This is a genomic window from Asticcacaulis sp. (assembly GCF_051956075.1).
Lineage (GTDB): Bacteria > Pseudomonadota > Alphaproteobacteria > Caulobacterales > Caulobacteraceae > Asticcacaulis.
The window spans coordinates 24,244-48,468 of the sequence record NZ_JBQCGA010000031.1 but is presented as its reverse complement, the minus strand read 5'-3'; the positions used below and the strand labels follow the sequence as shown (position 1 = coordinate 48,468).

Sequence of the window (24,225 nt, the reverse complement as noted above, 5' to 3'; positions counted from 1 at the left end):
GAGCGGCGCGGCCTTTTTCTATGCTGACGCCAAAGCCTTGAGGCGCGCCGCATGCGCGCGGATCAGGGCCTGCGTGCTGGTATCTGTATTGAATACGCTGTACCAGCCCTGCGGCTCGTGCGGCGGATCGCCGACATAGGCGGTTTCGCCACGCAGCATATGATGATCGGCGTGCAGGGCGCGACCTGCGCCGCCCCAGGCCCAGAAATTCGAGCCCGCCACTGGCGTATCGGACACGATGGCGTCTTCGACCGCCTTGTAGATCAGGCTGTAGAATCTGTCCTTGAAGGTGGTCGGCGTACCGGGATCGTAGGCGATATTATCGCGCGGGAAGCCGAATTCCTCAAACACCAGCGGTTTATTGATCTGACGCGCGATGCGGATATGGGCGTCGATATAGGCCTGCACCTTGGCGGCGCCAGCGTCGAAACTGCCAGCCAGATCATCCTTATCAACCCAGCTCCAGTTTTGCGGCCAGATGTGCGCGGTCAGATAATCTATGTGTTCATGGGCTTTTATCAGAATATCTTCATGCATATTGGCGCCCATCAGCCCTTCGTGTCCCAGCGACACCAGATGGTTGGGCGCCTGCTGACGGATCAGCGCCGCCGTGTCCGCAATCCAGCCGTAATAGGCGTCCGCATTGGCCAGAACGGCGGCGTCGCTGCCGCCAGGACGCGGCTCGTTGCAGAGCTGCCAGGCCATGATGGCCGTATCGTCCTTATAGGGCTTGCCAGTGATCGAGTTGACGCGGTTGGTCAGCATGCCGACATATTGCCAATAGGCCTGTTTGGCCGCGCCGTCGGCGTAGAACTGCGCCGAAAAATCCGCAAATTCCGGCCAAGGATGCGCAGGATCGTTCATGTTGATGTAGTGGCCGCCATTGGTCCAGTACTGGTAGGTCACCATGCCGCCTGACCATTCCCAGAAGTTGGTCAGGTACAGAACCGCCTTCATGTCGCGCTTGCCCATTTCGGCCAGCAGGAAGTCCAGTCCGGTCAGCAAGTCGTCATTATATTTGCCCGGCTCATAGGAAAAGGCCGGATCAAGCGAGTTGATCAGCGGCGACAGTTCCGACGAACCGAGAACGCGCAGATTGCCGACGCCCAGCGCTTTGAGATCGTCGAGTTCCTTCACCAGACGCGTGCGGTCGCCGAAACTGGCCGCCGAACCGATATAGGCGCCATACCAGATATTGGCGCCGACATAGCGGTAGGTCTGACCGTCAAGCTTGAAATGCGCGCCGTCGCGGGAGACAAAACCTGCGCCTTGCGCATGCGCGGGGCGGCCAAGATTAAGGCCGAGCGCCAGAGCGCCTATCGCGCTGGCGCCGATGAAACCGCGCCGTGAAACGGATGACATGATACGGACTCCCTGGGGACCATTATTATGGGGCGCAGGCTAGCGAATAATCACGAATAAGCCAATTCAAAATAATTATTGCAGAGGGGACGACCAAGTATGGCTGCAAACCATATCAGGTAGCGCCGGTCTTACCACGCGATTCGCGCACGGTTCTGCACACTGCAGCGTATGCAGCTTCGTCTCGAAAGGTTGCCTGAAGGTTAACGCGGCTAGATCGACTGGACATGATCGCCGCGCGTAAAACGAACAAAGCCGTTCATGCGGCGATAGGGACGCAGACGTTCTTCCGGCGCGAACCGCATCATCAGGCGCATCAGCGGATTGACCGGTAGGTCGCGTCCCAGTCTGCGGCCTTCTTCGCCCAGATAGATCATCTCGTCGATCTGCCAGCCGCAGGCGGCGAAAAAGCGCGGCCAGTCGTCGCGCGAACTGCCAGGATCGAAGCGGAACGGCGCGTTTTCCGCCAGCCGACGCATCACCTTGCCGCGCGCCGACAAGGTGTGGAACAGTGGCGCGTAATAGTCACTGAGCCAGGCCATGATATGGGGTTGCGCGGCCAGATCATGCGCCAGACCCGCGACCTGATCGTTGCTCAAATAGGGAACCACGCCCTCGGTCAGCACAAGGATGCGCTTCGCCCGCAAAGCCGCCAGCGTTTCGCGCCGCGCCGCATCGTCGCCCAGATCGCATACAAGACGCTTAAGTCGGCATACGGGCTTCTCGTCAGCAAGCGCCTCCTCCTTGTACGCGATCATCGGCGCGAAATCGACTTCGACCCATTGCAGTTCCGGTGGCAGCTCAAGGCGATAGGGGCGGGTGTCCAGTCCGGCGCCCAGATTGAGGATCATGTCGGCGCCGTCTTTCACGGCGTCGCGGATCAGTCTGTCGATAATATGGGTGCGCAGCGCCATCGACCATGCCATGGCGCGCGGAATCCCCATATGGCTGGCGATGTTGCGTCCGCGCTCTCCGGCCAGTTTTTCCGCCAGCGGATCGTGAAACAGGGCGTCGCGCCGTTTGCCTTCCTGCGCGCGATGCCACGCGACCCAGAAGGCGGTGTCGGAAACGTGTTGAACAGGTTCGGGCATAGACGGTAACCTTGACGCGATCGGACGACACTCAGACCATATTTCCTCATAAACCGCCAGAAAGCCTTAATGACCTCAGCCCTCGACGTTCTGAAAACAGTTTACGGCTATGACGCCTTTCGCGGCCCGCAGGCGCACATCGTCGAGCATGTCATCGCCGGTCATAACGCCTTCGTGCTGATGCCGACCGGGGGCGGCAAGTCTTTGTGCTACCAGATTCCGGCCATTGTTCGTCCCGGCATGGGGCTGGTCGTGTCGCCGCTGCTGGCCCTGATGGCCGATCAGGTCGCAGCCCTGCGGCAGGCGGGCGTTCGGGCGGCGGCGCTCAATTCCGATCTGTCGGGCGAGGCGCGCCAGGCCCTGTGGCGCGACGTCGAAAATGGCGCGCTCGATCTGCTCTACGCCGCGCCCGAAACTCTGCTGCGCGACGATGTGCTGGAGCGGCTGTCGCAGGCGCAGCTCTCGCTGATCGCCATCGACGAGGCTCACTGCCTGTCACAGTGGGGGCACGATTTCCGACCGTCCTATCGCCAACTCGACGCGCTGGTTCAGCGCTTTCCCGATACGCCGCGCATGGCCCTGACCGCGACGGCGGACGCGCCAACGCGCGCGGAGATTCTGGCGCATCTCGCCATAAGACAAGACGACGCCTTCATCGCCGGTTTCGACCGGCCGAATATTTATTATGCCATTGAAGAAAAGGACAATCCGCGCGTCCAGCTCAAGTCATTTCTCAATAAGCACAACGGCGAAAGCGGCATCGTCTATTGCCTGTCAAAGCGCAAGACCGAGGAGACCGCCGCCTGGCTGCGTGATCAGGGCTATGAGGCGCTCGCCTACCACGCGGGCATGGACAAGTCGGCGCGCGAAGCGAATCAGACGCGCTTTCAGCACGGCGAGGCGGTGATCATGGTCGCCACCATCGCCTTCGGAATGGGCATCGACAAGCCGGACGTGCGCTTCGTCGTCCATCTCGACCTGCCGGGCAGCATCGAGGCCTATTATCAGGAGACGGGCCGGGCCGGACGCGACGGCCTGCCGTCTGAGGCGCTGATGCTCTACGGCTCCGAAGACATAGCCCTGCGCAGCCGCTTTATCGAGCAGTCCGACGCGCCTGACGCGCGCAAACGCATGGAGCGCCAGAAACTCGACGCCCTGCTGGGTCTGGCCGAGACAGCGGGCTGCCGCCGTCAGGCGCTGCTGGCCTATTTCGGCGACCAAAGCGCGCCGTGCGGCCATTGCGACACCTGCGCCGATCCGCCTGAACTGTTCGACGGCGCCATTGCTGCGCAAAAGGCCCTGTCCTGCATCTACCGCACCGGCGAGCGTTTCGGGCAGGCCTATATTGTCGATGTGCTGCTCGGGGCGGACAATGAGCGCATCCGAGGCTTCGGCCACGATCAGATTTCCACCTTCGGCATCGGGACCGAACACGACAGTCGCACATGGCGGGCGATTCTGCGGCAACTAATCGCCCTGCGCCTGATCGAGGTCGATCTGGCCGGTCATGGCGGCCTGTCGATCGCGCCCGCAGGCCGCGACTTTCTGCGTCAGAAACCGCCGCTGCACCTGCGCGCGCCCTCAGCCAAACGCGTCAGAACCCGCAAGGCCGCCCGCCAGCAGGCGGCTTCCGCCATCCCCGCCGCCGATCAGGCCCTGTTTGAAGCCCTGCGCAGTAAACGCGTCGAACTGGCCCGCGAACAGGGCGTCCCGCCCTATGTCATCTTCCACGATAAGACGTTGATTGAACTGGCCAGCCGCCGTCCTGCAACGCGCGAAGATATGGCGAGCGTGCCGGGCGTCGGAGAAGCGAAGCTGGAACGGTATGGAGCGGCGTTTCTGGCGGTGATTGCGGCGTCTGAACGATGAGGCGGAGGCGAGCCCTGCACAACTGGATCAAAGCGCCGTGTGCAAATCTGACTGTGGTTTGATCAGGTTGTAATGCGATTGCGTTTAAAGAAGGCGGCGTTAGCGCGCAGACTGCTTTTTACAGCGCGCTTCGCGTCCGGCTTGCAGGTGAAATCGTCGATGACGCGGTCGCGATCCGCCGCGCTTTGCAGCGGTTTGAAATAACCCTCGATCCAGCCCATGTGATAGACGATGTCACAGGTCGCGCCCAGCGGCGGCAGTTTTTGCGCCTCGCCCTGATAGTTCAGATAGACGTCGAGACTGGCCAGGTGATTTTCCGTCACGCCGATCCTCAGCCAGGTGCGCAACAAACCGGACGGCGCAGGCTTTTTGCCGTATTCGCTGATGACGACATTGTGCAGGGTCGAGGTCTTGTAGGCGTAGTCGCTGGGTCCGGCATGTGCGACGCCAGCGACCATTAAGGCGGCGGCGAGGGCGAGGCTGGTGGGGACGGCAAGCGCTTTCATGGCGTTATAGTATATCGAATGGACCCTTGACGCAAAAAGAAAAAGCCTTGCGCTCGGCAAGGCTTTTTCATCGGTTTGGTCAGGCTTGCGGCGTCTGCGCCTTGATCCAGTTTTCCAGCCAGTGAATATTGTAGTCGCCGGTCTGGATGTCCTTTTCCTGCAACAGGTCGAGGAACAAAGGGATGGTGGTGTCGATGCCGGACACGACCGTCTCCTCCAGCGAGCGCTTCAGACGCGCCAGCGCTTCGGGGCGGTCGCGGCCGTGAACGATCAGCTTGCCAATCAGCGAGTCGTAATAGGGCGGAATCGCATAGCCGTTATACATGGCCGAATCCATGCGCACGCCGAGGCCGCCGGGCGCGTGGAAGTCGGTGACCGTGCCGGGCGACGGCGTGAAGGTGCGCGCGTTTTCGGCGTTGATGCGCACCTCAATGGCGTGGCCCTTGAACTGAATATCCTTCTGCGTAAAGGACAGCGGGTGGCCTTCGGCGATGCGGATCTGTTCGCGCACCAGATCGGTTTCGGTGATGTATTCGGTCACCGGATGCTCGACCTGCAGGCGGGTGTTCATCTCGATGAAGAAGAATTCGCCGTCTTCATACAGGAACTCGATGGTGCCGACGCCGAGATAGCCGATCTTTTTGATCGCGTTGACGACAATCATGCCGATCTTGTCGCGCGCCGCGTCGTCAATGACCGGCGAAGGCGCTTCCTCCAGCACCTTCTGGTGACGGCGCTGCAAAGAGCAGTCGCGTTCGCCCAAGTGGACGACATTGCCGTGGCTGTCGGCGATGACCTGGATTTCAATGTGGCGCGGCTTCTGGAGATAACGCTCCATATAGACCGTGCCGTCGCCGAACGCGGCGGCGGCTTCGGTCTGAGCGCTCAGGAAGGCTTCGTTGAGGTCATCCCTGGTCTTGGCGACCTTCATGCCGCGTCCGCCGCCGCCCGCCGCCGCCTTGATCAGCACGGGAAAGCCGATGGTCTCCGCCGCCGCCATCGCCTCTTCCAGCGTGGCGACGCCACCGTCCGAACCCGGAACGACCGGAATGCCGGAATCCTTGGCGGCCTGCTTGGCGGTGATCTTGTCGCCCATCATGCGGATATGTTCGGGCTTAGGGCCGATAAAGCTCAGGCCGTGCGCTTCGACGATTTCGGCGAAACGCGCATTCTCCGACAGGAAGCCGTAGCCCGGATGGACCGCTTGAGCGCCGGTGATTTCGGCCGCAGCGATGATCGAGGGAATGTTGAGATAGGATTTGGACGCCGCCGCCGGTCCGATGCAGACGCTTTCGTCGGCCAGATGAACGTGCAGGGCGTTACGGTCGGCTTCGGAATGGACCGCGACCGTGGCGATGCCCATTTCCTTGGCGGCGCGGATGACGCGCAGCGCGATCTCGCCGCGGTTGGCGATCAGGATCTTGTCAAAGGACTTGGTCATGAAACCTTACTCGAACGCGATCAGGGCTTCGCCGAACTCGACCGGCTGGGCGTCGCTGACCAGAATCTGCGCCACGACGCCGTCGCGCGGCGATGGGATCGGGTTCATCGTCTTCATGGCTTCGATGATCAGCAGGGTCTGGCCTTGCTTGACCTTGTCGCCGACCTTGACGAAGGCTGGCGAGCCGGGCTGCGGCGACAGATAGCAGGTGCCGACCATGGGCGACTTGACCGCGTCCTTGGCGGCGGCGGGCGCAGGGGTCGCTGCGGCGGGCGCGTCAGCGGACGGCGCAGCGACAGGCGCGGGAGCCGCAACCGGCGCAGGCGCGGCGACGGGCGCATAGGAGACGGCGGCCGCAGCGGTCAACTGGCGCGCGACGCGAATCTTAAGATCGCCTTGCTCGACCTCGATTTCCGTAAGTTCGGTTTCTTTGAGAATATCGGCCAGCTTGCGGACCAGCTTGGGGTCGATCGGTTCGGAAGCGGCGGATTTGGGAGTCGTCATGTCTTAACCTTGAGCAACGCGGTTGAGTTCGTTAAGCCTCTGATTTTTCTCAACCTGCGGGTTTCAGCAGGGCCAGAGCGGCGCGGATGGCCAGTTCATAGCCAAAGGCGCCAAATCCCGCAATAATCCCTTTCGCCGCCAATGACACATATGAGTGATGGCGGAAGGGCTCGCGGGTCTGGGGATTGGAAAGGTGGCACTCGATGATGGGGACGCTCAAAGCCTTGAGCGCATCGAGCAAGGCCACCGAGGTGTGGCTGTAGCCGGCGGGATTGATGATCAGCGCCGCCGATTCGGTGCGCGCTTCCTGAATCCAGTCAATCAACTGGCCTTCATGATTGCTCTGGCGGAAGACGAGGCTATGTCCGGCGTCTTCCAGCAGCGCAGCGCAGCGCGATTCGATATCGGCCAGCGTGTCATAGCCATAAATTTCCGGCTCACGCACCCCAAGAAGGTTGAGGTTGGGGCCATTGAGGACATATATGGGCTTCATGAAACCTGCACGGACAGCGAAGCCGATCTTGTACCGCCTGACACCAGGCGCCACAAGCATGCAAGCGCTGTCAGTGCGTCTTTTTTGCTGAGACGGGCGCAAATATGGTGAAAATTCGCTTGAATGGCGAGGCGCGCGAGGTCGAGGCGCGCAATCTGGCGGCCCTGATTGAGGAAATCGGTCTCGATGGCCGTAAGGTGGCGGTCGAAAAGAATCTCGAAATTGCGCCGCGTTCGACCTGGCTGGGCACCGCCGTCGATGAGGGCGACCGGCTGGAAATTGTACAATTTGTGGGTGGAGGTTAAGCCCGTGGACGATCAATCGCACATTGCTCAAGACACATGGTCCGTGGCGGGCCGCACCTTCCAGTCGCGGCTGATCGTCGGCACCGGCAAATACAAGGATTACGCCCAGAACGCCGCCGCCGCCGAGGCTTCGGGCGCTGAGATTGTCACCGTAGCCGTGCGCCGCGTCAACATCTCCGACCCCAGCCAGCCGATGCTGATGGACTTCGTCAAACCGGACCGCTTCGCCTACCTGCCCAATACGGCGGGCTGTTTCACCGGCGAGGACGCGGTGCGCACCTTGCGGCTGGCGCGCGAGGCGGGCGGCTGGAACCTCGTCAAGCTGGAGGTTTTGTCCGATCCCAAGACCCTCTATCCCGACATGGAGGAGACGCTGCGGGCGTTGAAGCTGCTGGTCAGCGACGGATTCGACGTCATGGTCTATTGCTCCGACGATCCGGTCTATGCGCGCAAGCTGGAGGAGGCGGGCGCGGCGGCGATCATGCCGCTGGCGGCGCCGATCGGGTCGGGGCTGGGGATTCAGAACCCCGTCACCCTGCGCATCATTATCGAAAACGCCAAGGTGCCGGTTCTGGTCGATGCGGGCGTCGGCACGGCTTCGGAAGCCGCCGAGGCGATGGAGCTGGGCTGCGACGCAGTGCTGATGAACACCGCCATCGCCGAGGCCAAAGACCCGATCCGTATGGCCCGCGCCATGAAGCACGCCGTCATCGCCGGACGTGAAGCCTATCTGGCCGGACGGATGCAACGCAAACTCTACGCCGATCCGTCTTCACCGCTGGCGGGGTTGATTTAAGAGGTTTGAACCACGGAAAACGCGGAAAGCACGGACGAAAAGCCTGTCGTCCTGTTGTGGATGACATCCCGAAAATGACGCGCTTCGCGCATCCTTTCTTGTCCGTGCTTTCCGTGGTTTCCGTAGTTCAATAATAATCGGATCGCGCGGTTCCCTTTCGTGGCCATAAAAAAAGCCCGCTCTGACAAACCAGAGCGGGCTTTGCTTTTGGATCGAAACGATCTTAGCCGCGTTGCGACAGCGGCACAAATTCGCGCTGCGCTGCGCCGGTGTAGAGCTGGCGCGGGCGACCGATCTTCTGCGAAGGATCCTCGATCATTTCCTTCCACTGGGCGATCCAGCCGACCGTGCGCGCCAGAGCGAACAGCACGGTGAACATGGTGGTCGGGAAGCCCATGGCCGACAGGGTGATGCCGGAATAGAAATCGACATTCGGGAACAGCTTGCGCTCGATGAAGTACTCATCGTTCAGCGCGATCTTTTCCAGTTCCTTGGCCACCTGGAACAGGGGATCGTTCGGATCGCCGACGGCGGCCAGAACCTCGTCCGCCGACTGCTTCATGACGGTCGCGCGCGGATCGTAATTCTTATACACGCGGTGGCCGAAGCCCATCAGCTTGTACTTGCGCGCCTTCACGCCTTCGATGAATTCCGGAATGCGCTCCGGTGTGCCGATTTCCTTCAGCATATTGAGCGCTTCTTCATTGGCGCCGCCGTGCGACGGACCCCACAGGCAGGCGATGCCCGCGGCGATACAGGCGAACGGGTTGGCGCCCGACGAACCTGCCAGGCGGACGGTCGAGGTCGAGGCGTTCTGTTCGTGATCGGCGTGCAGGATGAAGATTCGGTCCATGGCGCGGGCCAGCACAGGGTTGACTTCATACTCCTCAGCCGGAACCGCGAAGCACATGCGCAGGAAGTTTTCCGAATAGGACAACTTGTTCAGCGGATGCACGAAGGGCTGACCCAGATTGTACTTGAAGGCGCGCGCGGCGATGGTCGGCATCTTGGCGATCAGGCGGTGCGCCGAGATTTCGCGCTGCTTCAGATCGTGGATGTCGAGGCTGTCGTGATAGAAGGCCGACAGGGCGCCGACCGCGCCGGTCATGACGGCCATCGGGTGAGCGTCGCGACGGAAGCCGGAGAAGAATTTGTCAAACTGCTCGTGCAGCATGGTGTGGCGCGTGATCGTGCCCTCAAATTCTTCGTATTCCGCCGCCTTGGGCAGTTCGCCGTGCAGCAGCAGGTAGCAGACTTCGAGGAAGTTCGACTTGGCGGCCAGTTCGCCGATCGGGTAGCCGCGGTGCAAAAGCACGCCGGCGTCGCCGTCGATATAGGTGATCTTGCTCTCGCACGAGGCGGTCGAGGTGAAGCCCGGATCGTAGGTGAAGGCGTCGGTGGCGCCATAAAGCTTGCGGATATCGACGACGTCGGGACCGAGCGTCCCCTTCAGAACGGGCAGGTCAACCGCCTTGTCGCCCAATGTCAAATTCGCAGTAGTCTGGGTCATTACGCGTGCCTCAAAAAATTATAGTGAAACCCCAACCGGGGTTTTTGCGGCGCAACTTAAATCAGCGTCGCGCCTCTATATAAAGCTGCGGCCTAATTGAAAAGGCCCTGTTGCAGGCGCGTCAGGCTTTCTTCGCGCCCGAGGCTGGCCAAAACACTGGAAATGTCTGGCGCCGGATGACCTGCGGACAGCAGGCCACGCAGCACGGGACCGATCTTTCCAAAGCCAATGCCTTCATTTTCAACAAAGTTTTTCAAATCTGCGTCTATGGTCCCGGCGCTCCAGTCTTTCCACGTCAACACATTTTCGTGAAGTCGGCGCAGGCGCGCTACGGTTTCATCGGTCAGCAGATTTTTTGTTTTGTCGTCGAGTGCGAACGGTCCTTTCGCCAATGCGAACTGCACCAGATCACCAAGCTGCGCCAGTGTCTGGGCGCGTTCGCGCACCAAGGGCAGGGCGCGAGCCAAGGTTTCAAGCTGCACCGCATCCGTGATCTGTAGCCGCTGCGCGACGAGGCGGGTCAGGCGTTCCGGTTCGCAGACGCGAATCCAGTGGGCGTTGACGCTGCCCAGTTTGGCGAAGTCGAGGCGGGCGGGGGCCTTGTTGATGTCCGCAACGTCGAACCAGCTTATCGCCTGGGTGTCGTCGAAAATCTCGTCGTCGCCGTGCGACCAGCCGAGGCGGGCCAGATAGTTGCGCATGGCTTCGGGCAGGTAGCCAAGATCTTCGTAATCGCCGACCGCCTGCGCGCCGTGGCGCTTGCTGAGCTTGGCGCCATCGGGGCCGTGGATCAATGGGATATGCGCGAAGGTCGGCGTGCGCCAGTCCAGCGCCTGATAGATCAGGGTCTGGCGCGCGGCGTTGTTGAGGTGGTCGTCGCCGCGAATGACGTGCGTGACGCCCATATCGTGATCGTCCACGACCACGGCCAGATTGTAGGTTGGCGCGCCGTCAGACCGCAGCAGAATCAGATCGTCCATGTCTTTCGTATTGAAAGCGACCTCGCCTTGCACCGCGTCACGAATGATCAGCGGCTCATTCAGTGGGCCTTTAAAGCGGATGACGTGCGGTTTCTGCATCTCCTCAGCGGATGGCGTCCGGTCGCGCCACGGCGAACGCAGAGCGTGGCCATCGGCGCGCGCCTGTTCACGCGCGGCCTCAGTTTCCTCCGGCGTCATGAAGCAGGCGTAGGCGCAGCCCTTGGCCAGAAGTTCCGCCACGACGTCCTTATGGTGTTGCTCACGCGTATGCTGGAACACGACTTCGCCATCGCCGTGCAGGCCCAGCCAGTCGAGACCCTGAAAAATGGCGTCCACGGCCTCTTTCGTCGAACGCGCGCGATCGGTGTCCTCAATGCGGATCAGAAATTTGCCGCCGGTGTGGCGGGCATAGAGCCAGTTGAACAGGGCGGTGCGCGCGCCGCCGATGTGCAGGAAGCCGGTGGGCGAGGGCGCGAAACGGGTGACGACTTGCGAAGGCGTATCGGACATGGTCATGTAGCTCAGATTACGGTTTGGTCTGCGTCATATAGCGCCGGGGGCGCGCAACCAAGTCCTAAACATGGGCGGGGGGATGAAATCAGCGATATGGCGGGCCGTTCAATCGGCGTGGGCGCAACAGAGCGGACGCCTGTTCCTGTGGGGGCCGGTGGCGTTTGGGGCGGGCGCGGCTTTGTACTTCGCCCTGCCGAACGAACCGGTCTGGTGGTTATGCGCGGCGTCGTGCGGTGTATTGCTGCTGATGGTGGGGGCGCGCCAGCGTTGGCTGGCGCCGGGCTGGCTAAGCGCGGTGCTGACGCTCTTGTTGCTGTGCGCTCTGGGGCTGATGGTCGCCAAGCTGCGCGCCGACCATGTGGCGGCGCCGGTTCTGAACCCGGACCGCACGACATACCGGCTGACCGCCTTCGTCGTCGATAATATTTCGCCGTCGCGTGAGGCGCCGCGTTTGTTGCTGGCGCCGATTCGGATGGACGGCGTGGCGGCGGAGCGCACGCCGCTTCGGCTGCGGGTGTCCCTGAGGACCGGCGCGATCGAGGCGGCGCAGGTCCGACCGGGCGACGCCATTTCCGTTTTCGCTATTCTGAACCCGCCGCCGTCGCCGTCCCTGCCAGGCGGTTATGATTTTGCACAGGCGGCTTGGTTCCAGGGTATCGGCGGGGCGGGCTTTGCGCCGAGGGCTGTGTCGAAAACCGCTGCGCCCGGAGTGAGTTTCAAGCTCACTTGTATTTTAAAACTCAATCGGCTGCGCTGGTGGATTACACAAAAACTGGTCGCCGATATTCGCGACGTCTGGCGCGATGACGGCGAACTGGGCGGTTTTGCGGCGGCTCTGGTGACAGGGCAGCAAGCCTTTGTGCCGCAGACTCTGATCAATGATATGCGCGCATCGGGGCTGGCGCATATCCTGTCGATCTCCGGCGTGCATATGGCGGTGGTCGGCGGCTTTGTCTTTTTCGGTCTGCGCTGGCTGATGGCGTCAATTCCGCCGCTGGCGCTGCGTTTTCCGATCAAGAAGATCGCGGCGGCGTTGGGCGTCGTGTTCGTACTTGTATATCTGGCGATTTCCGGCGCGCCCGCGCCCGCGGTGCGTTCAGCGGTCGTCGCCTGCGTTGCGTTCGGCGCCATTCTTGTGGATCGTAGAGCCTTGTCGTTGCGCGCGCTAGCCATGGCGGCGTTTGTGGTCATCGCCCTGACGCCGGAGGCGGTGATCCAGCCCGGCTTTCTGATGTCGTTCAGCGCCACGGCGGCTTTGCTGGCGCTGGCTGAAGGCTGGCGCGCGCCCATTCGCGAGATCAGCGTCCCGGCCTGGGTGCGGGCCGTTCAGTCAGCGATGCAGGCCGTCTGGCTGTCCATTCTGGCGTCTCTGGTCGCCACCACCGCCACGACACCCTTCGCTATCGCCTATTTCAACCGCTTTTCCGTTTACGGTCTGGCGTCCAATCTGTTCGAGTCCCCGGTCACGGCCTTTATCGTCATGCCGTTTCTGGCGCTGGGGACCGCCTTGTCGGCGACGCCGCTCGGGCAGCCGCTGCTGAACGTCGCCGCTGGCGGATTATCGCTGTTACGCCAGATCGCCGCCATCACCGCCGGATGGCCGCATGCCGTCATTGGCTGGCCATCCGCGCCGGAGATCGTTCTGCCGCTGGCGACCCTGGGCGTCTTTTGGGTGTGTTTAATCAAGGGAAGGCTGCGTTGGCTGGGTCTGGTTCTGGCCAGCGCGATCCTGTGGTGGCCGCGCGCGCCGGTCAGCGATATCTGGATCGACCCGGCGGGCGGCAATGCGGCGGTGCGGATTGGCGGCCAGGCTTTCGTGCTGCGTCCGAAGGTGCGGCAATATGGTTTTCAGCTTTGGACACAGCGCTATAATCTGAACGTGAACGCCGACCTGCGCGATCGCTATTTTTCTTGCAAAGGCTATGCTTGCCTTCCGAAAGCGACCTCGCCCTATCGCGTCGGATTCTGGTTTTCCAACAAGCCGCCAAAGCCAGCCGTGTTCGAGGCCTTGTGTCAGGCCAGCGATCTGGTGGTGCTGCGCAATCCGATGGCGGACTGGCCCGCCGCATGCGCCAGCGTCAACCGCATCAGCGCCGGAGATTTCCGGCGTCTCGGCGCTATGGAACTGACGCGACAGCCAAAAGGCTGGGCGATCAGGGCCGCCCAGCCTTTGCGAGGTCATCGTTACTGGTCCATCAGATCGGACGCGGACGCCGATCAGTGATAGCGGCGCATCAGGCCGACGAGACGGCCCTGAATCTTCACCTGACCGTCGTTGTAAATCTGCGTCTTATAGGCCGGATTGGCGGCTTCGAGCGCAATCGACGCGCCCTTGCGGCGCAGGCGTTTCAGCGTCGCGGTCGCATCATCGACGAGGGCGACGACAATCTCGCCGGACTGCGCCGTGTCGGTCTTGCGGATCACCACATAGTCACCGTTCAAAATCCCGGCGTTGATCATTGAATCGCCTTCGATTTCAAGCAGATAATGCTCGCCAGCGCCAAGCATAGCCTCCGGGACCGACAGGCGGTCGCGTTCCTGACCCATGGCTTCGATCGGCACGCCCGCCGCGATCTTGCCCAGCAGCGGCAGTTCGCGCGCATCGTCATTGACCGCGCGCGGCGCCTCGGCGGGTTTGACGCCTTCAACCACCTGTGGCACAAAGGCCTGACGCCCGCGCGGCGGGGCTGAGGCGGTCGCCTGATCTGGCAGCTTGATGACTTCAAGGGCGCGGGCGCGGTGGGCGAGGCGGCGGATAAAGCCGCGCTCCTCCAACGCCGTGATCAGGCGGTGAATGCCCGACTTGGAGGCCAGATCCAGCGCCTCCTTCATTTCATCGAACGAGGGCGATACGCCCGTCTCCTTGATGCGTTCGTGAATGAACATCAGGAGTTCGCGTTGTTTGGTCGTCAGCATCAGGACATCCTTCGCATCGCCCGGCCACCCCACAGGTTGCGCGGAACAAGTCATGAACCTACGAATGATGTTCTATATGTGTTCTTGTTAATGTCAAGCTAACGACAAAAGTTTTTTCGTCGCCTGCGTCACATCGGCTTGCCGCATCAGGCTTTCGCCGACCAGCATGGCGGTTGCGCCGGTTTTGGCGCACCGTGCGACGTCGTCCGGTGTGAAAATGCCGCTTTCGGCGACCAGAACATGCTCACTACCCACCCTACCGGACAGGTCTTCGGTCGTGGCGAGGTTGACCTCGAAAGTTCTGAGGTTTCTGTTGTTTATACCGATGAGCGGAGATTTCAGGCGCAGGGCGCGGTCCATCTCATTGCGATCGTGGACCTCAACAAGCGCATCCATGCCAAGATCATGCGCGGCGTCGATCAGGTCGGCGGCCAGGGCATCGTCGATCATCGCCATGATGACCAGAATTGCATCGGCGCCCAGGGCGCGCGATTCGGCGACCTGCCAGACATCGACCAGAAATTCCTTGCGGATACAGGGTAGATCGACAGCGGCTCTGGCCGATTCGAAAAACGATTCATGGCCCATAAAGCTCGGCGCGTCGGTCAGGATGGACAGGCAGCTTGCGCCGCCCGCAGCGTAGGCGCGGGCCAGGCTTGGCGGGTCAAAGTCTTCGCGAATCAAGCCCTTGGACGGAGAGGCCTTCTTGATTTCGGCGATCAGAGACAGGTTGCCGGGTTTTTGGTCGCGCTTTAGCGCGCGCATGAAGCCGCGCGGCGCTGAGGCGGTTTTGAGGCGCGCGTCGAGATCGGCGTCGGACGCTTTGCGAGCGGCGACCTCTTCACGCCTATAAATCGCGATTTTTTCCAGAATATCGCTCATTTTTGGCTCTCAATGGGCGCGGTTGTCCGAATTAGGGTGTCCAGAGCCACCCGCGCCGCCCCTGAGTCAATCACATGAGCGGCGAGGTCGATGCCGTCGCGTAGGGTCTCGACCTTGTCGCCGACCAGAAAGGCGGCGGCGGCGTTCAGCAGCACGATGTCGCGATAGGGGCCGGTCTTACCGTCGAGCAGGGCCGCCAGTTCGGCGGCGTTATGCTCCGGCGCGCCGCCGATGATGTCGGCCAGCGCCGCGCGCGGCAGGCCGACGGCTTCCGGCGTGATTCTGAACAGGCGAACAAAGCCGTCGCGCCATTCGGCGACCTCGGTTTCGCCGGTCGTGGTCAGTTCGTCGAGACCGGAACCATGCACGACCCAGGCTTTTTGCGCGCCGAGCTGGCCCAGCGCCTGCGCGATCGGCTCGACGAAACGGATCGAGGGCACGCCGACCACCTGACGCTGCGCGCCCGCCGGATTGCTCAAAGGACCGAGCAGGTTGAAAATGGTGCGAAAGCCGAGTTGCTGGCGGATCGGCGAGACGTGGCGCATGGCGCCGTGATGCGCCTGCGCGAACATAAAGCAGATGCCCGCTGTCTTCAGCGCCTCAAGCTGCTGCGCCTGCGTCGGCTCCAGATTGACGCCGAGCGCCGCCAGCACGTCCGCCGTGCCGGATTTGGAGGTGATGGCGCGGTTGCCGTGCTTGGCGACCTTGAGGCCGCCGCCCGCCGCCACGAAACCGACGGCGGTGGAGATGTTCAGCGTATGCAGGCCGTCGCCGCCGGTGCCGCACACGTCGATGACCTGAAACGGATGATCGAGATGGATGGCGGCCTTGCGCATGGCGCGCGCGCAGGCGGCCAGTTCGCCGACCGTTTCGCCACGCAGGCGGATGGCAGTGACGGCGGCGGCGACCTGCGCCGGGGTCGGTTCGCCGCGCAGGCAGGCGGCGAAAAAGGCTTCGGCGTCGGCTTCGTTCAGCGTCGCGCCCTCGGCCAGCTTGGCCAGCAAAGGTTTGAAAGCGTCAGACATAGAGGTTTTGCGATTTCACGCCCGCCAGTTCGAGGAAGTTGGCCAGCAATTGATGCCCGCCTTCGGTGGCGATGGATTCGGGATGGAACTGCACGCCGTGGATCGGGCGCGTGCGGTGTTGCAGGCCCATGATCTCGCCGTCCTCGGTCCAGGCGGTGACCTCCAGCTCGGCGGGCAGGGTTTCGCGCTTGACGGCCAGAGAGTGATAGCGCGTGGCGGTGAACGGATTGGGCATGTCCCTGAACAGGCCCTTGTCGCTGTGATGGATCGGCGAGGTCTTGCCGTGCATCAGGGTCTTGGCGCGGATCACGTCGCCGCCATAGGCCTGACCGATGGACTGATGACCGAGGCAGACGCCGAGGATCGGCATGTCTTCGGGCGCGGCGCGTAAGAGCGGCAGGCAGATGCCCGCCTGATCGGGCGCGCACGGTCCGGGCGACAGCAGGATGGCTTTCGGCGCCAGGGCCAGCGCGTCCTGCACGCTGAGCGCATCGTTGCGATAAACCTTCGTTTCGGCGCCCAGCTCGGCCAGATAATGGACGAGGTTGTAGGTAAAGCTGTCGTAATTGTCGATGACCAGGATCATGTCGGCCTCCCGTTACGCCCTCATTACGGACATATGTCCGATTTTCCAAGCGGCAAGATGGCGCGCGCGGCAATTAGGCGGGAAGCGCGGCGCAGACTGTAAATTTTCATTAACCATACCAGCCTACCGTCTGGCGGATATTAAAGCCAACCGTCGCCAAGAACGCTTATGGACGCCTCCCAACCACATCAGCCTGATCAACGCCTGCTGGCCGCGCAGACTCTGTTGCAGGGCGAAAAAGCCTTACCGTCCGGGCTGGGTCTGCTGATGGCGGCAGGGGCCTTGCTGGTCAGCGTGGTTTTAATGGCGTCTGTCGTGTCGGCGGGGCCTAAGGCGGTCGCGGCGTCGGTTCAGGCGGCGCCGCAGGCCGATTTCCAGCTATCCGGCAGCGCCTTTCCCGACGCGCAATCCGCGCCAGCCCTGCCGTCGGGCAGCGAGCCGACGCGGTAAAGACCGCGCTTTAATTGCTCTGATAGCTGTAGCGCCAGGCGTCCTGCGCCGCGCGGATCAGGGCGCCCGCCTTGTGGCAGGTTTCCTCATATTCCTTTTGCGGCACGCTGTCGGCGACGACGCCCGCGCCCGCCTGCACATACATCATCCGGTCCTTGAACAGGGCGGTGCGCAGCACGATGCAGATATCGACCGAGCCGCCGGATGAGATGTAACCGACGCCGCCGCCATAGACGACGCCGCGTTTGACCGTCTCCAGTTCGTCGATGATCTCCATCGCCCGCACCTTGGGCGCGCCGGACAGGGTGCCGGCGGGCAGGGCGGCCAGCAGGGCGTCCACGGCGTCGAGCGTCTCGGGCGCGTCGCCTTCGACATTCGAGACGATGTGCATGACGTGCGAATAGCGCTCGATGATGAACTTTTCCGTCACGCGCACGCTGGCGGGCTTGGCGACGCGGCCGACATCGTTGCGACCCAGATCGAGCAGCATCAGATGTTCAGACAATTCCTTGGGATCGGCCAGCAGTTCGTCTTCGAGCGCCTTGTCTTCGGCGGGCGTCTTGCCGCGCGGGCGCGTCCCGGCGATCGGGCGAATGGTCAGCTTACCGTCGCGCACGCGGACCAGAATTTCCGGCGACGAACCGGCGAGCTGGAAGTCGCCGAAATTGAGATAATAGAGATAGGGCGACGGGTTATGGCGGCGTAAGGACCGGTAAAAGGCGAACGGATCGAGCGGATAGGGCGCCTCGAAACGGTGGCTGGGGACAACCTGAAAAATGTCGCCCGCCGCGATATAGTCCTTCGCGCGTTCGACCATGGCGCCGTACTGGCCCGCCGTGGTCGGCGACGACAGAGGCTCCTGATGATGGTCCTGCGGGGCCGGTTGCGCGTTGAGCGGGGCGCGCAGGTCGGCTTCGACCGCGTCGAGACGCGCATGGGCGTCATTATAGGCGTCCTGCGCCGGGCGCGCATCGGGCCAGACCGCGCTGGCCAGCAGGATTTCGTGCGCGACATTGTCGAACACGCAGACGACTGTGGGGCGCACCAGCACCGCGTCGGGCAAGCTGAGCGGATCGGGATTGCCCGCGCCAAGAGGCTCCATCAGCCGGATCATGTCGTAGCCGAACACGCCGAACAGGCCGGACGCCATCGGCGGCAGACCTTCGGGAATCTCCATGCGATTGGCGGAGACGAGGGCGCGCAGACTGGTCAGGGTCGTTTCGGACTCCGGCGTGTACCGCCCTGCGGCGATGGCGTCGCCGCGGGCGATCTCTGCGCGCTCTCCAAAGCAGCGCCAGACCAGATCGGGCGACAGGGTCAGGATCGAATAACGCCCCGACAGGGCGCCGCCTTCGACCGACTCAAACAGGAAGCTGAACGGGCGCGTACGCCCCAGTTTCAGATAGGCGGACACCGGCGTTTCGAGGTCGTCGATCAGCTTGCGGCAGACCAGGCTGGGCTGGCCCGCCTCATAGGCCTTGCGGAAGGCGCTTTCGGAGGCGCCGCCCGCCTGTTCGCTAAGGCTGAGAGTCATCGCGATCACGACTTCGCTTTCTTGTCCGTCTTGTCCGCCTTGGCGGTGGGCGGCGTGACGCCCAAGGCCTGAGCGGCGGTGGCCGGATAGGTGCGGGTCTTGACCAGATCGCGCGCCGCCGTTTCGGTGACGCTGGCGACATCGCGGCTGATCAACTGGCCCATTTGCAGGCGCGCATTGGCGGCCATGGTGTTGGCGGCGCCGACGTCGGCCTGATGGATGGCGTCGATGCGACCGAGGGCGTACACGAGGCCGCTTTTGTCGGCGACAGTCTGGAACAGGTCGCCCGCCTGACCGGCGAAGATGCGGCTGGCGAGGCCGTCGGGGATGTTCGACTGGCGCGCCTTGGCGCGGTCGAGGCTGTTCAGCGTCTGCACCGGGGCGTTATAGCTGGCGGCCACCTTGGCGAAGTCCTCGCCCTTGTCGAGACGCGCCTTGGCCTCCTCGGCCTTCTTCTGCACGGCCTCGGACATCTTCTCCATCATGTAATACTGCGTCAGTTCAGGCTTGATTTCAGCCAGAGGCGGCGGACCTGCGGGTTTGATGGCGTCGAGCTTCAGCGCGAAATATTCGCCATCGGCGAGGCGGGTGACGTCCGATGCGGCGCCGACCGCGCCAAGATCGAAGATCGCCTTCACAACGTCGGGATATTGCGAATAATCGACCTGCGGATTGCCGGTCTTGCCCTGCGCGGACATCGGCGGCAGTTGCGCGACCTTGAGGTTCAGCTTGGCGGCGGTGGCGGTGAAATCATCGCCTGCGTCGCGCGCGTCCTGGAACTTGTGGACCAGGTCGTTGACCATGTCGGCGGCCTTGTTCTGGCGGTATTCGTCGGCCAGCTTGGCGCGCACGCTGTCGAAGCTGGGCGTCCCGCCGCCCTTGACGTCGTCCATGCGGATCACGGCGTAGCCGAGGTCGCCCTGCACGGCGCCGGACACCTGGCCCTTGGGCAGGGCGAAGGCGGCGGCGGCGATCTTGGCGTCGGGAATGTCGGACTGGGCCTTGTCGGTGAACGGAATGACATTGCCCTTATGCGCCTTGGCGGCGTCGGCGGGCGACTTGCCCGCCTTGAGGTCGGCGGCGATGGCGTTGGCCGAGGCGGCGTCGGGCGCGCTGATCTCGGTGAAGGAGCGCGTCTCCGGCGTCTTAAGCGTCGGCAATTCCTTGTCGTACAGCGCCTTCAGGTCGGCGTCGGCGACCGTCACCGACTTGGCGTAATCGCTGGCCGAGAAGCGGACGATCGAGGCGGTGCGCAGTTCGGGCAGGGAAAGCTGTTCCTTGCGGGATGTGTAGTAGTCCTGAAGCTCTTTGTCGCTCGGCGGGGCCGGATGGGCGACATTGTTCGGCGACAGGGTGAAGACGCGGGCGTCGCGCGATTGCAGCTCATAGGCCGCTTCCAGCGCCGCCAGAATGCGCGGAGCGCGCACGCCGCTGAGCGCAGCCTGGCTATATTGCTGCACGGCCAATTGATCGGCGGTGTCTTTTTCAAACTGCGCCTGATTCATCTGACGCATGGCCAGGGCCTGATGATAGGTGTCCTTGTCGAAGCGCCCGGTCACCGGATTGAAAAACGCCGAGATCTGCGCGATCTGCTGCACCACCATCTTTGGCGTCGCCTTGACGCCCAGCTTGTCGAGCCAGGCCGAGAAGGCCGTCTGGTTGGCGACGGCCTCGAGCATCTGCAGATAGAGGCCGGACTTGACGAAGTCGTCATTGCTGATCGACTGGCCGTTATTCTGCTGCGCCTGCTGGGTTTTATAATTGTCGAACTGCGTCTTGAACTCTTCCGCCGAGACCTTGCGGTCGCCTGCGACCACGACATTATTGACGCCCGCCGAGCCGAACACGTCGCGCAGGCCGAACACGGCGAAGGAGGCGATCAGCAGCGCCATCAGGGCGGTGAAGATCCAGGATTTGGTGAAGTCTCTGAGGAGGCTGATCATGTAGTTTGCGTCAAATCCCTGCAAATCGGTCGCGGTCGCAAGTCCGCCTGATGGCGGACGGGGCCGTGTCTTACGGCGCTCCGTGTCTTACTGCGCTCATGCGGCAGTTACAAAGAGATTTTGTCGCTTTCAAGCTTTTCTTGGCTTTTTCCGCTTGGCCGCGCTTGGGGCGGCGGGCTATGCTTGCGCACGAAGACGGAGAAGACTTCGCTTCGTGAATAAGAAGCCGCAAACACCGGAAATAAATGCCACAAACTCACCTGATTGCGGGCAACTGGAAGATGAACGGACTGAAATCCGCGCTTCCGGTCGCCCAGGCCATCGCCGCGCGCAGCCGCAACCACCCCAATGCCCGCGTCGCCCTGTTTCCGCCCGCCACGCTCCTGCCTCTGATGGCTGAAGCTTTGGCGGGCAGCGCTATCATCCTCGGCGGGCAGGACTGCCATCACGCCGATTCTGGCGCCTATACCGGCGATGTGTCCGCCGCCATGCTGAAGGATGCGGGCGCGCAGATGGTCATTCTCGGCCACTCGGAGCGTCGTCACGGTCATCTGGAGCCGTGCGCTCTGGTGGCGCGCAAGGCGCAGGCCGCGCTGCGCGCCGGGCTGGAGCCGATCATCTGCATCGGCGAAACGCTCGATCAGCGCCAGAGCGGACTGACGCGGCAGGTGTTGGAGCGGCAACTCACCGACAGCCTGCCGGACGAACTGGGCAGGGCGGCGTTTCATGTCTCCTATGAGCCGGTCTGGGCCATCGGCACGGGGCTGGCGGCGACGGACGCGCAGATCGAGGAAGCGTTCGCCCTGATACGCGCGCATCTGCATCGGCGTTTCGGGCCGGATTTTGTCGGGCATCTTTTGTACGGCGGCTCCGTCAAGCCGCACAATGCGCGCCAGATCCTGGCCCTGCCGGGAATCAGCGGCGCCCTGGTCGGCGGCGCCTCGCTGACGGCGGAGGACTTCATGCCCATCGTGGCGGGCGCCGATTAGGAAGCTCTTGTCAGCCTGCCCTTATATTTAGCTTGCCACTATAATTTAGCTTGCCCTTGTATTCGCGGGCGGCGGGCATAAATGTGTCATGCGTTCCGATAAGCCTATGGCCAAGCGCTGTCGGGGATGCTAAGGGCGTGCAACTTTTCAAGGCCACAGAAGACGAAGATATGCTTTTTGGTATCCTGCTCACCGTCCAGATCATTATATGTCTCGCCATGGGCGGGCTGATTCTCATCCAGCAGTCCGAGGGCGGCGCCCTTGGCATGGGCGGCGGGCCGTCGGGCTTCATGTCGGCGCGCGGCGCCGGTAATCTGCTGACGCGCATGACCGGTATTCTGGCCTTCTTGTTCTTCGCCAACTGCATCGCCCTGACGGCGGTCGGCAATATGCAGAACCGCGTCAAGTCGGCGGTCGATCAGGTGGATACGTCCGGCCTGACCCTGCCGGTCAGCGGCGCTGCGACCTCTACTGCCGCCGCGTCGTCGAGCGCCTCATCCGCCGGTCCGTCGCTGAGCGATCTGCCGCTGGGCGCCCCGCCGCCCGCCGCGACTCAGGCGCCGCTTGCCGCTGCGCCCGCCGGCAAGATCGCTGGTCCGACGCCGCAACTGTCGGCCCCGGTGGTCCTGCCCAAGACGAACGCCGCGTCGGGCGCGTCGCAAAAGCAGGTCGAGGCCGCCAAGAACGCCATCTGGGACACCTCATCGTCCAGCAAGGCGGCCAGCGGCAGCAAGACGCCCGCAGCGACAAAGCCCGCGGCGTCCGCAACATCCTCCGCCGCGCAATAGGCGCGACTGACAATTCTAAACCTTTTCAACCCATGAGGTTCGCGCCTCATGGGTTAGTTATGATATTAAGCGACTGATTCCGGGATTAGGTTCGATATGGCGCGTTTTGTCTTCATCACTGGCGGGGTGGTGTCCTCGCTCGGCAAGGGTCTGGCCTCGGCGGCCCTGGGGGCGCTGTTGCAGGCGCGCGGCTTCAAGGTCCGCCTGCGCAAGCTCGATCCCTATCTGAACGTCGATCCCGGCACCATGTCGCCGTACCAGCACGGCGAGGTCTTCGTCACCGACGACGGCGCCGAAACCGATCTCGACCTCGGCCATTATGAGCGCTTCACCGGCGTCAATGCGCGCAAGTCGGACAACATCACCACTGGCCGCATCTATTCCAACATCATCGAGAAGGAACGCCGCGGCGATTATCTCGGCGCAACCGTGCAGGTCGTTCCCCACGTCACCGATCAGATCAAGCAGTTCGTCGTCTCCGATCAGGGCGACGCCGATTTCATCCTGGTCGAGATCGGCGGCACGGTCGGCGATATTGAAGGGCTGCCCTTCTTTGAGGCCATCCGCCAGCTGGGGCAGGAATTGCCGCGCCGCCAGTGCTGCTTTATCCACCTGACCCTTTTGCCCTTCGTCAAGACGGCGGGCGAGATGAAGACCAAGCCGACGCAGCACTCGGTCAAGGAGCTGCGCTCGATCGGCATCCAGCCCGATATTCTGCTCTGCCGCTGCGAGCAGGAGATTCCGCCGGAGGAACGCCGCAAGATCGGCCTGTTCTGCAATGTGCGCGAAACCGCCGTCATTCAGGCGATGGATTCGGAAAACATCTACGCCGTGCCGATCGACTATCACAAGCAGGGGCTGGATGTTGAGGTGCTCAATGTCTTCGGCATTGAAGACGCGCCTGCGCCGGAACTGTCCATGTGGAAGGACATCACCCAGCGCTATTCCTATCCCGACGGCGAGGTCTCCATCGCAGTGGTCGGCAAATATACGGTGCTGAAAGACGCCTATAAGTCGCTGATCGAAGCCCTTTATCACGGCGGCATGGCCAATAATGTCCGGGTCAATATCGACTGGGTCGAGTCGGAGACCTTTGAAGGCGATCCAGATCTGGTGCGGCAGCGGCTGGAAAACGTCCACGCCATTCTGGTGCCGGGCGGGTTCGGCGAACGCGGCGCGCAAGGCAAGATCGACGCAGCGCGATTCGCGCGCGAGAACGAAATTCCCTATTTCGGCATCTGTTTCGGCATGCAGATGGCGGTGCTGGAAAGCGCGCGCCATCTGGCCGGGATCAAGGACGCCTCATCGACCGAGTTCGGCCACACCGCCGAACCCGTGGTCGGCCTGATGACCGAATGGCTAAGCGGCAATGAGCTAACCCAGCGCGCGGCGGGCGGAAATCTGGGCGGCACCATGCGGCTGGGCGCGTTCGACGCAAGCTTGCGCGAAGGCTCAAAAGTCGCGGACATCTATGGCGCGACAGGGATTTCCGAGCGCCACCGTCACCGCTACGAAGTCAATCGCGACTATATCGAGCGTCTTGAGGCCGTCGGGCTGAAATTCACCGGCATGTCGCCGGACGGGCTGTTGCCGGAAATCGTCGAACGCGACGATCATCCGTGGTTCGTCGGCGTGCAGTATCACCCCGAACTCAAGAGCCGCCCGTTCGCGCCGCACCCCCTGTTCTCCAGCTTCATCGCCGCCGCCAAGGTCAAGAGCCGCCTGTTCTGACGAACACGCAA

At 62.7% G+C, this 24,225-nt stretch carries 22 protein-coding genes; 8 read left to right on the top strand and 14 right to left on the bottom strand.

Going from position 1 to position 24,225, the window contains the following annotated elements; translation table 11 throughout:
• Positions 1-18: 18 nt before the first annotated feature.
• Both ACTHLA_RS08380 and ACTHLA_RS08375 read right to left on the bottom strand, forming a co-directional pair.
• Entirely contained in the window at positions 19-1,362 is a 1,344-nt protein-coding gene (locus tag ACTHLA_RS08380) for a glycoside hydrolase 5 family protein (RefSeq protein ID WP_440187254.1), read from the bottom strand.
• A gap of 212 nt (positions 1,363-1,574) precedes the next feature.
• Positions 1,575-2,453 carry a class I SAM-dependent methyltransferase gene (locus tag ACTHLA_RS08375; protein ID WP_440187251.1) on the bottom strand — a complete coding sequence of 293 codons (879 nt, stop codon included), beginning with the start codon at positions 2,451-2,453 and terminating at the stop codon, positions 1,575-1,577.
• Between the two features lie 69 nt (positions 2,454-2,522).
• Between ACTHLA_RS08375 and recQ the strand changes: the two genes are divergently transcribed.
• Positions 2,523-4,322, top strand: a complete 1,800-nt coding sequence (gene recQ / locus ACTHLA_RS08370; RefSeq protein WP_440187248.1) for a DNA helicase RecQ — start codon at positions 2,523-2,525, stop codon at positions 4,320-4,322.
• A 62-nt stretch (positions 4,323-4,384) separates the two neighbouring features.
• Here the strand turns inward: recQ and ACTHLA_RS08365 are convergent, their stop codons facing one another.
• The 4 genes from ACTHLA_RS08365 to aroQ form a co-directional block, all read right to left on the bottom strand.
• On the bottom strand, positions 4,385-4,828 hold the full coding sequence (locus ACTHLA_RS08365; RefSeq protein ID WP_440187245.1) for a hypothetical protein: 444 nt from the start codon (positions 4,826-4,828) through the stop codon (positions 4,385-4,387).
• A 79-nt stretch (positions 4,829-4,907) separates the two neighbouring features.
• Positions 4,908-6,269 carry an acetyl-CoA carboxylase biotin carboxylase subunit gene (gene accC, locus ACTHLA_RS08360; protein ID WP_440187242.1) on the bottom strand — a complete coding sequence of 454 codons (1,362 nt, stop codon included), beginning with the start codon at positions 6,267-6,269 and terminating at the stop codon, positions 4,908-4,910.
• A gap of 6 nt (positions 6,270-6,275) precedes the next feature.
• Positions 6,276-6,773, bottom strand: coding sequence for an acetyl-CoA carboxylase biotin carboxyl carrier protein (gene accB, locus ACTHLA_RS08355; RefSeq protein ID WP_440187239.1), 498 nt, complete (start codon positions 6,771-6,773; stop codon positions 6,276-6,278).
• 49 nt (positions 6,774-6,822) lie between these two features.
• The gene (aroQ, locus tag ACTHLA_RS08350; protein WP_440187236.1) at positions 6,823-7,266 is read right to left on the bottom strand and encodes a type II 3-dehydroquinate dehydratase; all 444 of its coding nucleotides are present in this window, start codon (positions 7,264-7,266) and stop codon (positions 6,823-6,825) included.
• Between the two features lie 107 nt (positions 7,267-7,373).
• On the opposite strand from aroQ, the gene thiS reads away from it, so the two are divergent.
• A complete protein-coding gene (gene thiS, locus ACTHLA_RS08345; RefSeq protein ID WP_440187278.1) occupies positions 7,374-7,571 on the top strand; it encodes a sulfur carrier protein ThiS in 198 nt (65 codons plus the stop codon).
• Positions 7,572-7,575: 4 nt separating this feature from the next.
• A complete protein-coding gene (locus ACTHLA_RS08340; protein WP_440187233.1) occupies positions 7,576-8,367 on the top strand; it encodes a thiazole synthase in 792 nt (263 codons plus the stop codon).
• Positions 8,368-8,590: 223 nt separating this feature from the next.
• Here ACTHLA_RS08340 and gltA read toward each other — a convergent pair whose 3' ends face one another.
• Together gltA and gltX are read right to left on the bottom strand one after the other, a co-directional pair.
• Positions 8,591-9,877, bottom strand: a complete 1,287-nt coding sequence (gene gltA, locus ACTHLA_RS08335) for a citrate synthase (protein WP_440187230.1) — start codon at positions 9,875-9,877, stop codon at positions 8,591-8,593.
• Positions 9,878-9,969: 92 nt separating this feature from the next.
• A complete protein-coding gene (gene gltX, locus ACTHLA_RS08330; RefSeq protein ID WP_440187227.1) occupies positions 9,970-11,367 on the bottom strand; it encodes a glutamate--tRNA ligase in 1,398 nt (465 codons plus the stop codon).
• A gap of 82 nt (positions 11,368-11,449) precedes the next feature.
• Here gltX and ACTHLA_RS08325 point away from each other — a divergent pair, with 82 nt between their 5' ends.
• Positions 11,450-13,594 carry a ComEC/Rec2 family competence protein gene (locus tag ACTHLA_RS08325; protein ID WP_440187224.1) on the top strand — a complete coding sequence of 715 codons (2,145 nt, stop codon included), beginning with the start codon at positions 11,450-11,452 and terminating at the stop codon, positions 13,592-13,594.
• Here ACTHLA_RS08325 and lexA read toward each other — a convergent pair.
• The 4 genes from lexA to ACTHLA_RS08305 all read right to left on the bottom strand — a co-directional run bounded on the left by lexA (position 13,588) and on the right by ACTHLA_RS08305 (position 16,779).
• Positions 13,588-14,286: a transcriptional repressor LexA gene (gene lexA / locus ACTHLA_RS08320; protein WP_440187221.1), complete on the bottom strand. Its 699-nt coding sequence runs from the start codon at positions 14,284-14,286 to the stop codon at positions 13,588-13,590. The genes ACTHLA_RS08325 and lexA overlap by 7 nt on opposite strands.
• A gap of 93 nt (positions 14,287-14,379) precedes the next feature.
• Positions 14,380-15,168, bottom strand: coding sequence for an indole-3-glycerol phosphate synthase TrpC (gene trpC / locus ACTHLA_RS08315; RefSeq protein WP_440187218.1), 789 nt, complete (start codon positions 15,166-15,168; stop codon positions 14,380-14,382).
• Positions 15,165-16,193 (bottom strand): anthranilate phosphoribosyltransferase, encoded by a 1,029-nt coding sequence (trpD, locus tag ACTHLA_RS08310; RefSeq protein WP_440187215.1) that lies wholly within the window; start codon positions 16,191-16,193, stop codon positions 15,165-15,167. The genes trpC and trpD overlap by 4 nt, the downstream gene beginning before the upstream one ends.
• Positions 16,186-16,779: an anthranilate synthase component II gene (locus tag ACTHLA_RS08305; RefSeq protein ID WP_440187212.1), complete on the bottom strand. Its 594-nt coding sequence runs from the start codon at positions 16,777-16,779 to the stop codon at positions 16,186-16,188. The genes trpD and ACTHLA_RS08305 overlap by 8 nt, the downstream gene beginning before the upstream one ends.
• Before the next feature lie 168 nt (positions 16,780-16,947).
• Here ACTHLA_RS08305 and ACTHLA_RS08300 point away from each other — a divergent pair, with 168 nt between their 5' ends.
• On the top strand, positions 16,948-17,229 hold the full coding sequence (locus ACTHLA_RS08300) for a hypothetical protein (RefSeq protein ID WP_440187209.1): 282 nt from the start codon (positions 16,948-16,950) through the stop codon (positions 17,227-17,229).
• Positions 17,230-17,239: 10 nt separating this feature from the next.
• Here ACTHLA_RS08300 and trpE read toward each other — a convergent pair whose 3' ends face one another.
• Complete coding sequence (gene trpE / locus ACTHLA_RS08295) at positions 17,240-18,763, bottom strand: anthranilate synthase component I (protein WP_440187275.1); 1,524 nt, start codon at positions 18,761-18,763, stop codon at positions 17,240-17,242.
• A 5-nt stretch (positions 18,764-18,768) separates the two neighbouring features.
• A complete protein-coding gene (locus ACTHLA_RS08290) occupies positions 18,769-20,706 on the bottom strand; it encodes a peptidyl-prolyl cis-trans isomerase (RefSeq protein WP_440187206.1) in 1,938 nt (645 codons plus the stop codon).
• Positions 20,707-20,951: 245 nt separating this feature from the next.
• Here ACTHLA_RS08290 and tpiA point away from each other — a divergent pair, with 245 nt between their 5' ends.
• The 3 genes from tpiA to ACTHLA_RS08275 all read left to right on the top strand — a co-directional run bounded on the left by tpiA (position 20,952) and on the right by ACTHLA_RS08275 (position 24,214).
• A complete protein-coding gene (tpiA, locus tag ACTHLA_RS08285) occupies positions 20,952-21,695 on the top strand; it encodes a triose-phosphate isomerase (RefSeq protein WP_440187204.1) in 744 nt (247 codons plus the stop codon).
• 170 nt (positions 21,696-21,865) lie between these two features.
• Positions 21,866-22,483 (top strand): preprotein translocase subunit SecG, encoded by a 618-nt coding sequence (secG, locus tag ACTHLA_RS08280; RefSeq protein ID WP_440187201.1) that lies wholly within the window; start codon positions 21,866-21,868, stop codon positions 22,481-22,483.
• Between the two features lie 96 nt (positions 22,484-22,579).
• On the top strand, positions 22,580-24,214 hold the full coding sequence (locus ACTHLA_RS08275; RefSeq protein ID WP_440187198.1) for a CTP synthase: 1,635 nt from the start codon (positions 22,580-22,582) through the stop codon (positions 24,212-24,214).
• Positions 24,215-24,225: the final 11 nt, after the last annotated feature.

Coding starts and splice junctions, on each gene's coding strand:
- ACTHLA_RS08380 (WP_440187254.1), bottom strand. CDS start 1,362: ATGTCATCCGTTTCACGGCGCGGTTTCATCGGCGCCAGCGCGATAGGC.
- ACTHLA_RS08375 (WP_440187251.1), bottom strand. CDS start 2,453: ATGCCCGAACCTGTTCAACACGTTTCCGACACCGCCTTCTGGGTCGCG.
- recQ (WP_440187248.1), top strand. CDS start 2,523: ATGACCTCAGCCCTCGACGTTCTGAAAACAGTTTACGGCTATGACGCC.
- ACTHLA_RS08365 (WP_440187245.1), bottom strand. CDS start 4,828: ATGAAAGCGCTTGCCGTCCCCACCAGCCTCGCCCTCGCCGCCGCCTTA.
- accC (WP_440187242.1), bottom strand. CDS start 6,269: ATGACCAAGTCCTTTGACAAGATCCTGATCGCCAACCGCGGCGAGATC.
- accB (WP_440187239.1), bottom strand. CDS start 6,773: ATGACGACTCCCAAATCCGCCGCTTCCGAACCGATCGACCCCAAGCTG.
- aroQ (WP_440187236.1), bottom strand. CDS start 7,266: ATGAAGCCCATATATGTCCTCAATGGCCCCAACCTCAACCTTCTTGGG.
- gltA (WP_440187230.1), bottom strand. CDS start 9,877: ATGACCCAGACTACTGCGAATTTGACATTGGGCGACAAGGCGGTTGAC.
- gltX (WP_440187227.1), bottom strand. CDS start 11,367: ATGTCCGATACGCCTTCGCAAGTCGTCACCCGTTTCGCGCCCTCGCCC.
- ACTHLA_RS08325 (WP_440187224.1), top strand. CDS start 11,450: ATGAAATCAGCGATATGGCGGGCCGTTCAATCGGCGTGGGCGCAACAG.
- lexA (WP_440187221.1), bottom strand. CDS start 14,286: ATGCTGACGACCAAACAACGCGAACTCCTGATGTTCATTCACGAACGC.
- trpC (WP_440187218.1), bottom strand. CDS start 15,168: ATGAGCGATATTCTGGAAAAAATCGCGATTTATAGGCGTGAAGAGGTC.
- trpD (WP_440187215.1), bottom strand. CDS start 16,193: ATGTCTGACGCTTTCAAACCTTTGCTGGCCAAGCTGGCCGAGGGCGCG.
- ACTHLA_RS08305 (WP_440187212.1), bottom strand. CDS start 16,779: ATGATCCTGGTCATCGACAATTACGACAGCTTTACCTACAACCTCGTC.
- ACTHLA_RS08300 (WP_440187209.1), top strand. CDS start 16,948: ATGGACGCCTCCCAACCACATCAGCCTGATCAACGCCTGCTGGCCGCG.
- trpE (WP_440187275.1), bottom strand. CDS start 18,763: ATGACTCTCAGCCTTAGCGAACAGGCGGGCGGCGCCTCCGAAAGCGCC.
- ACTHLA_RS08290 (WP_440187206.1), bottom strand. CDS start 20,706: ATGATCAGCCTCCTCAGAGACTTCACCAAATCCTGGATCTTCACCGCC.
- tpiA (WP_440187204.1), top strand. CDS start 20,952: ATGCCACAAACTCACCTGATTGCGGGCAACTGGAAGATGAACGGACTG.
- secG (WP_440187201.1), top strand. CDS start 21,866: ATGCTTTTTGGTATCCTGCTCACCGTCCAGATCATTATATGTCTCGCC.
- ACTHLA_RS08275 (WP_440187198.1), top strand. CDS start 22,580: ATGGCGCGTTTTGTCTTCATCACTGGCGGGGTGGTGTCCTCGCTCGGC.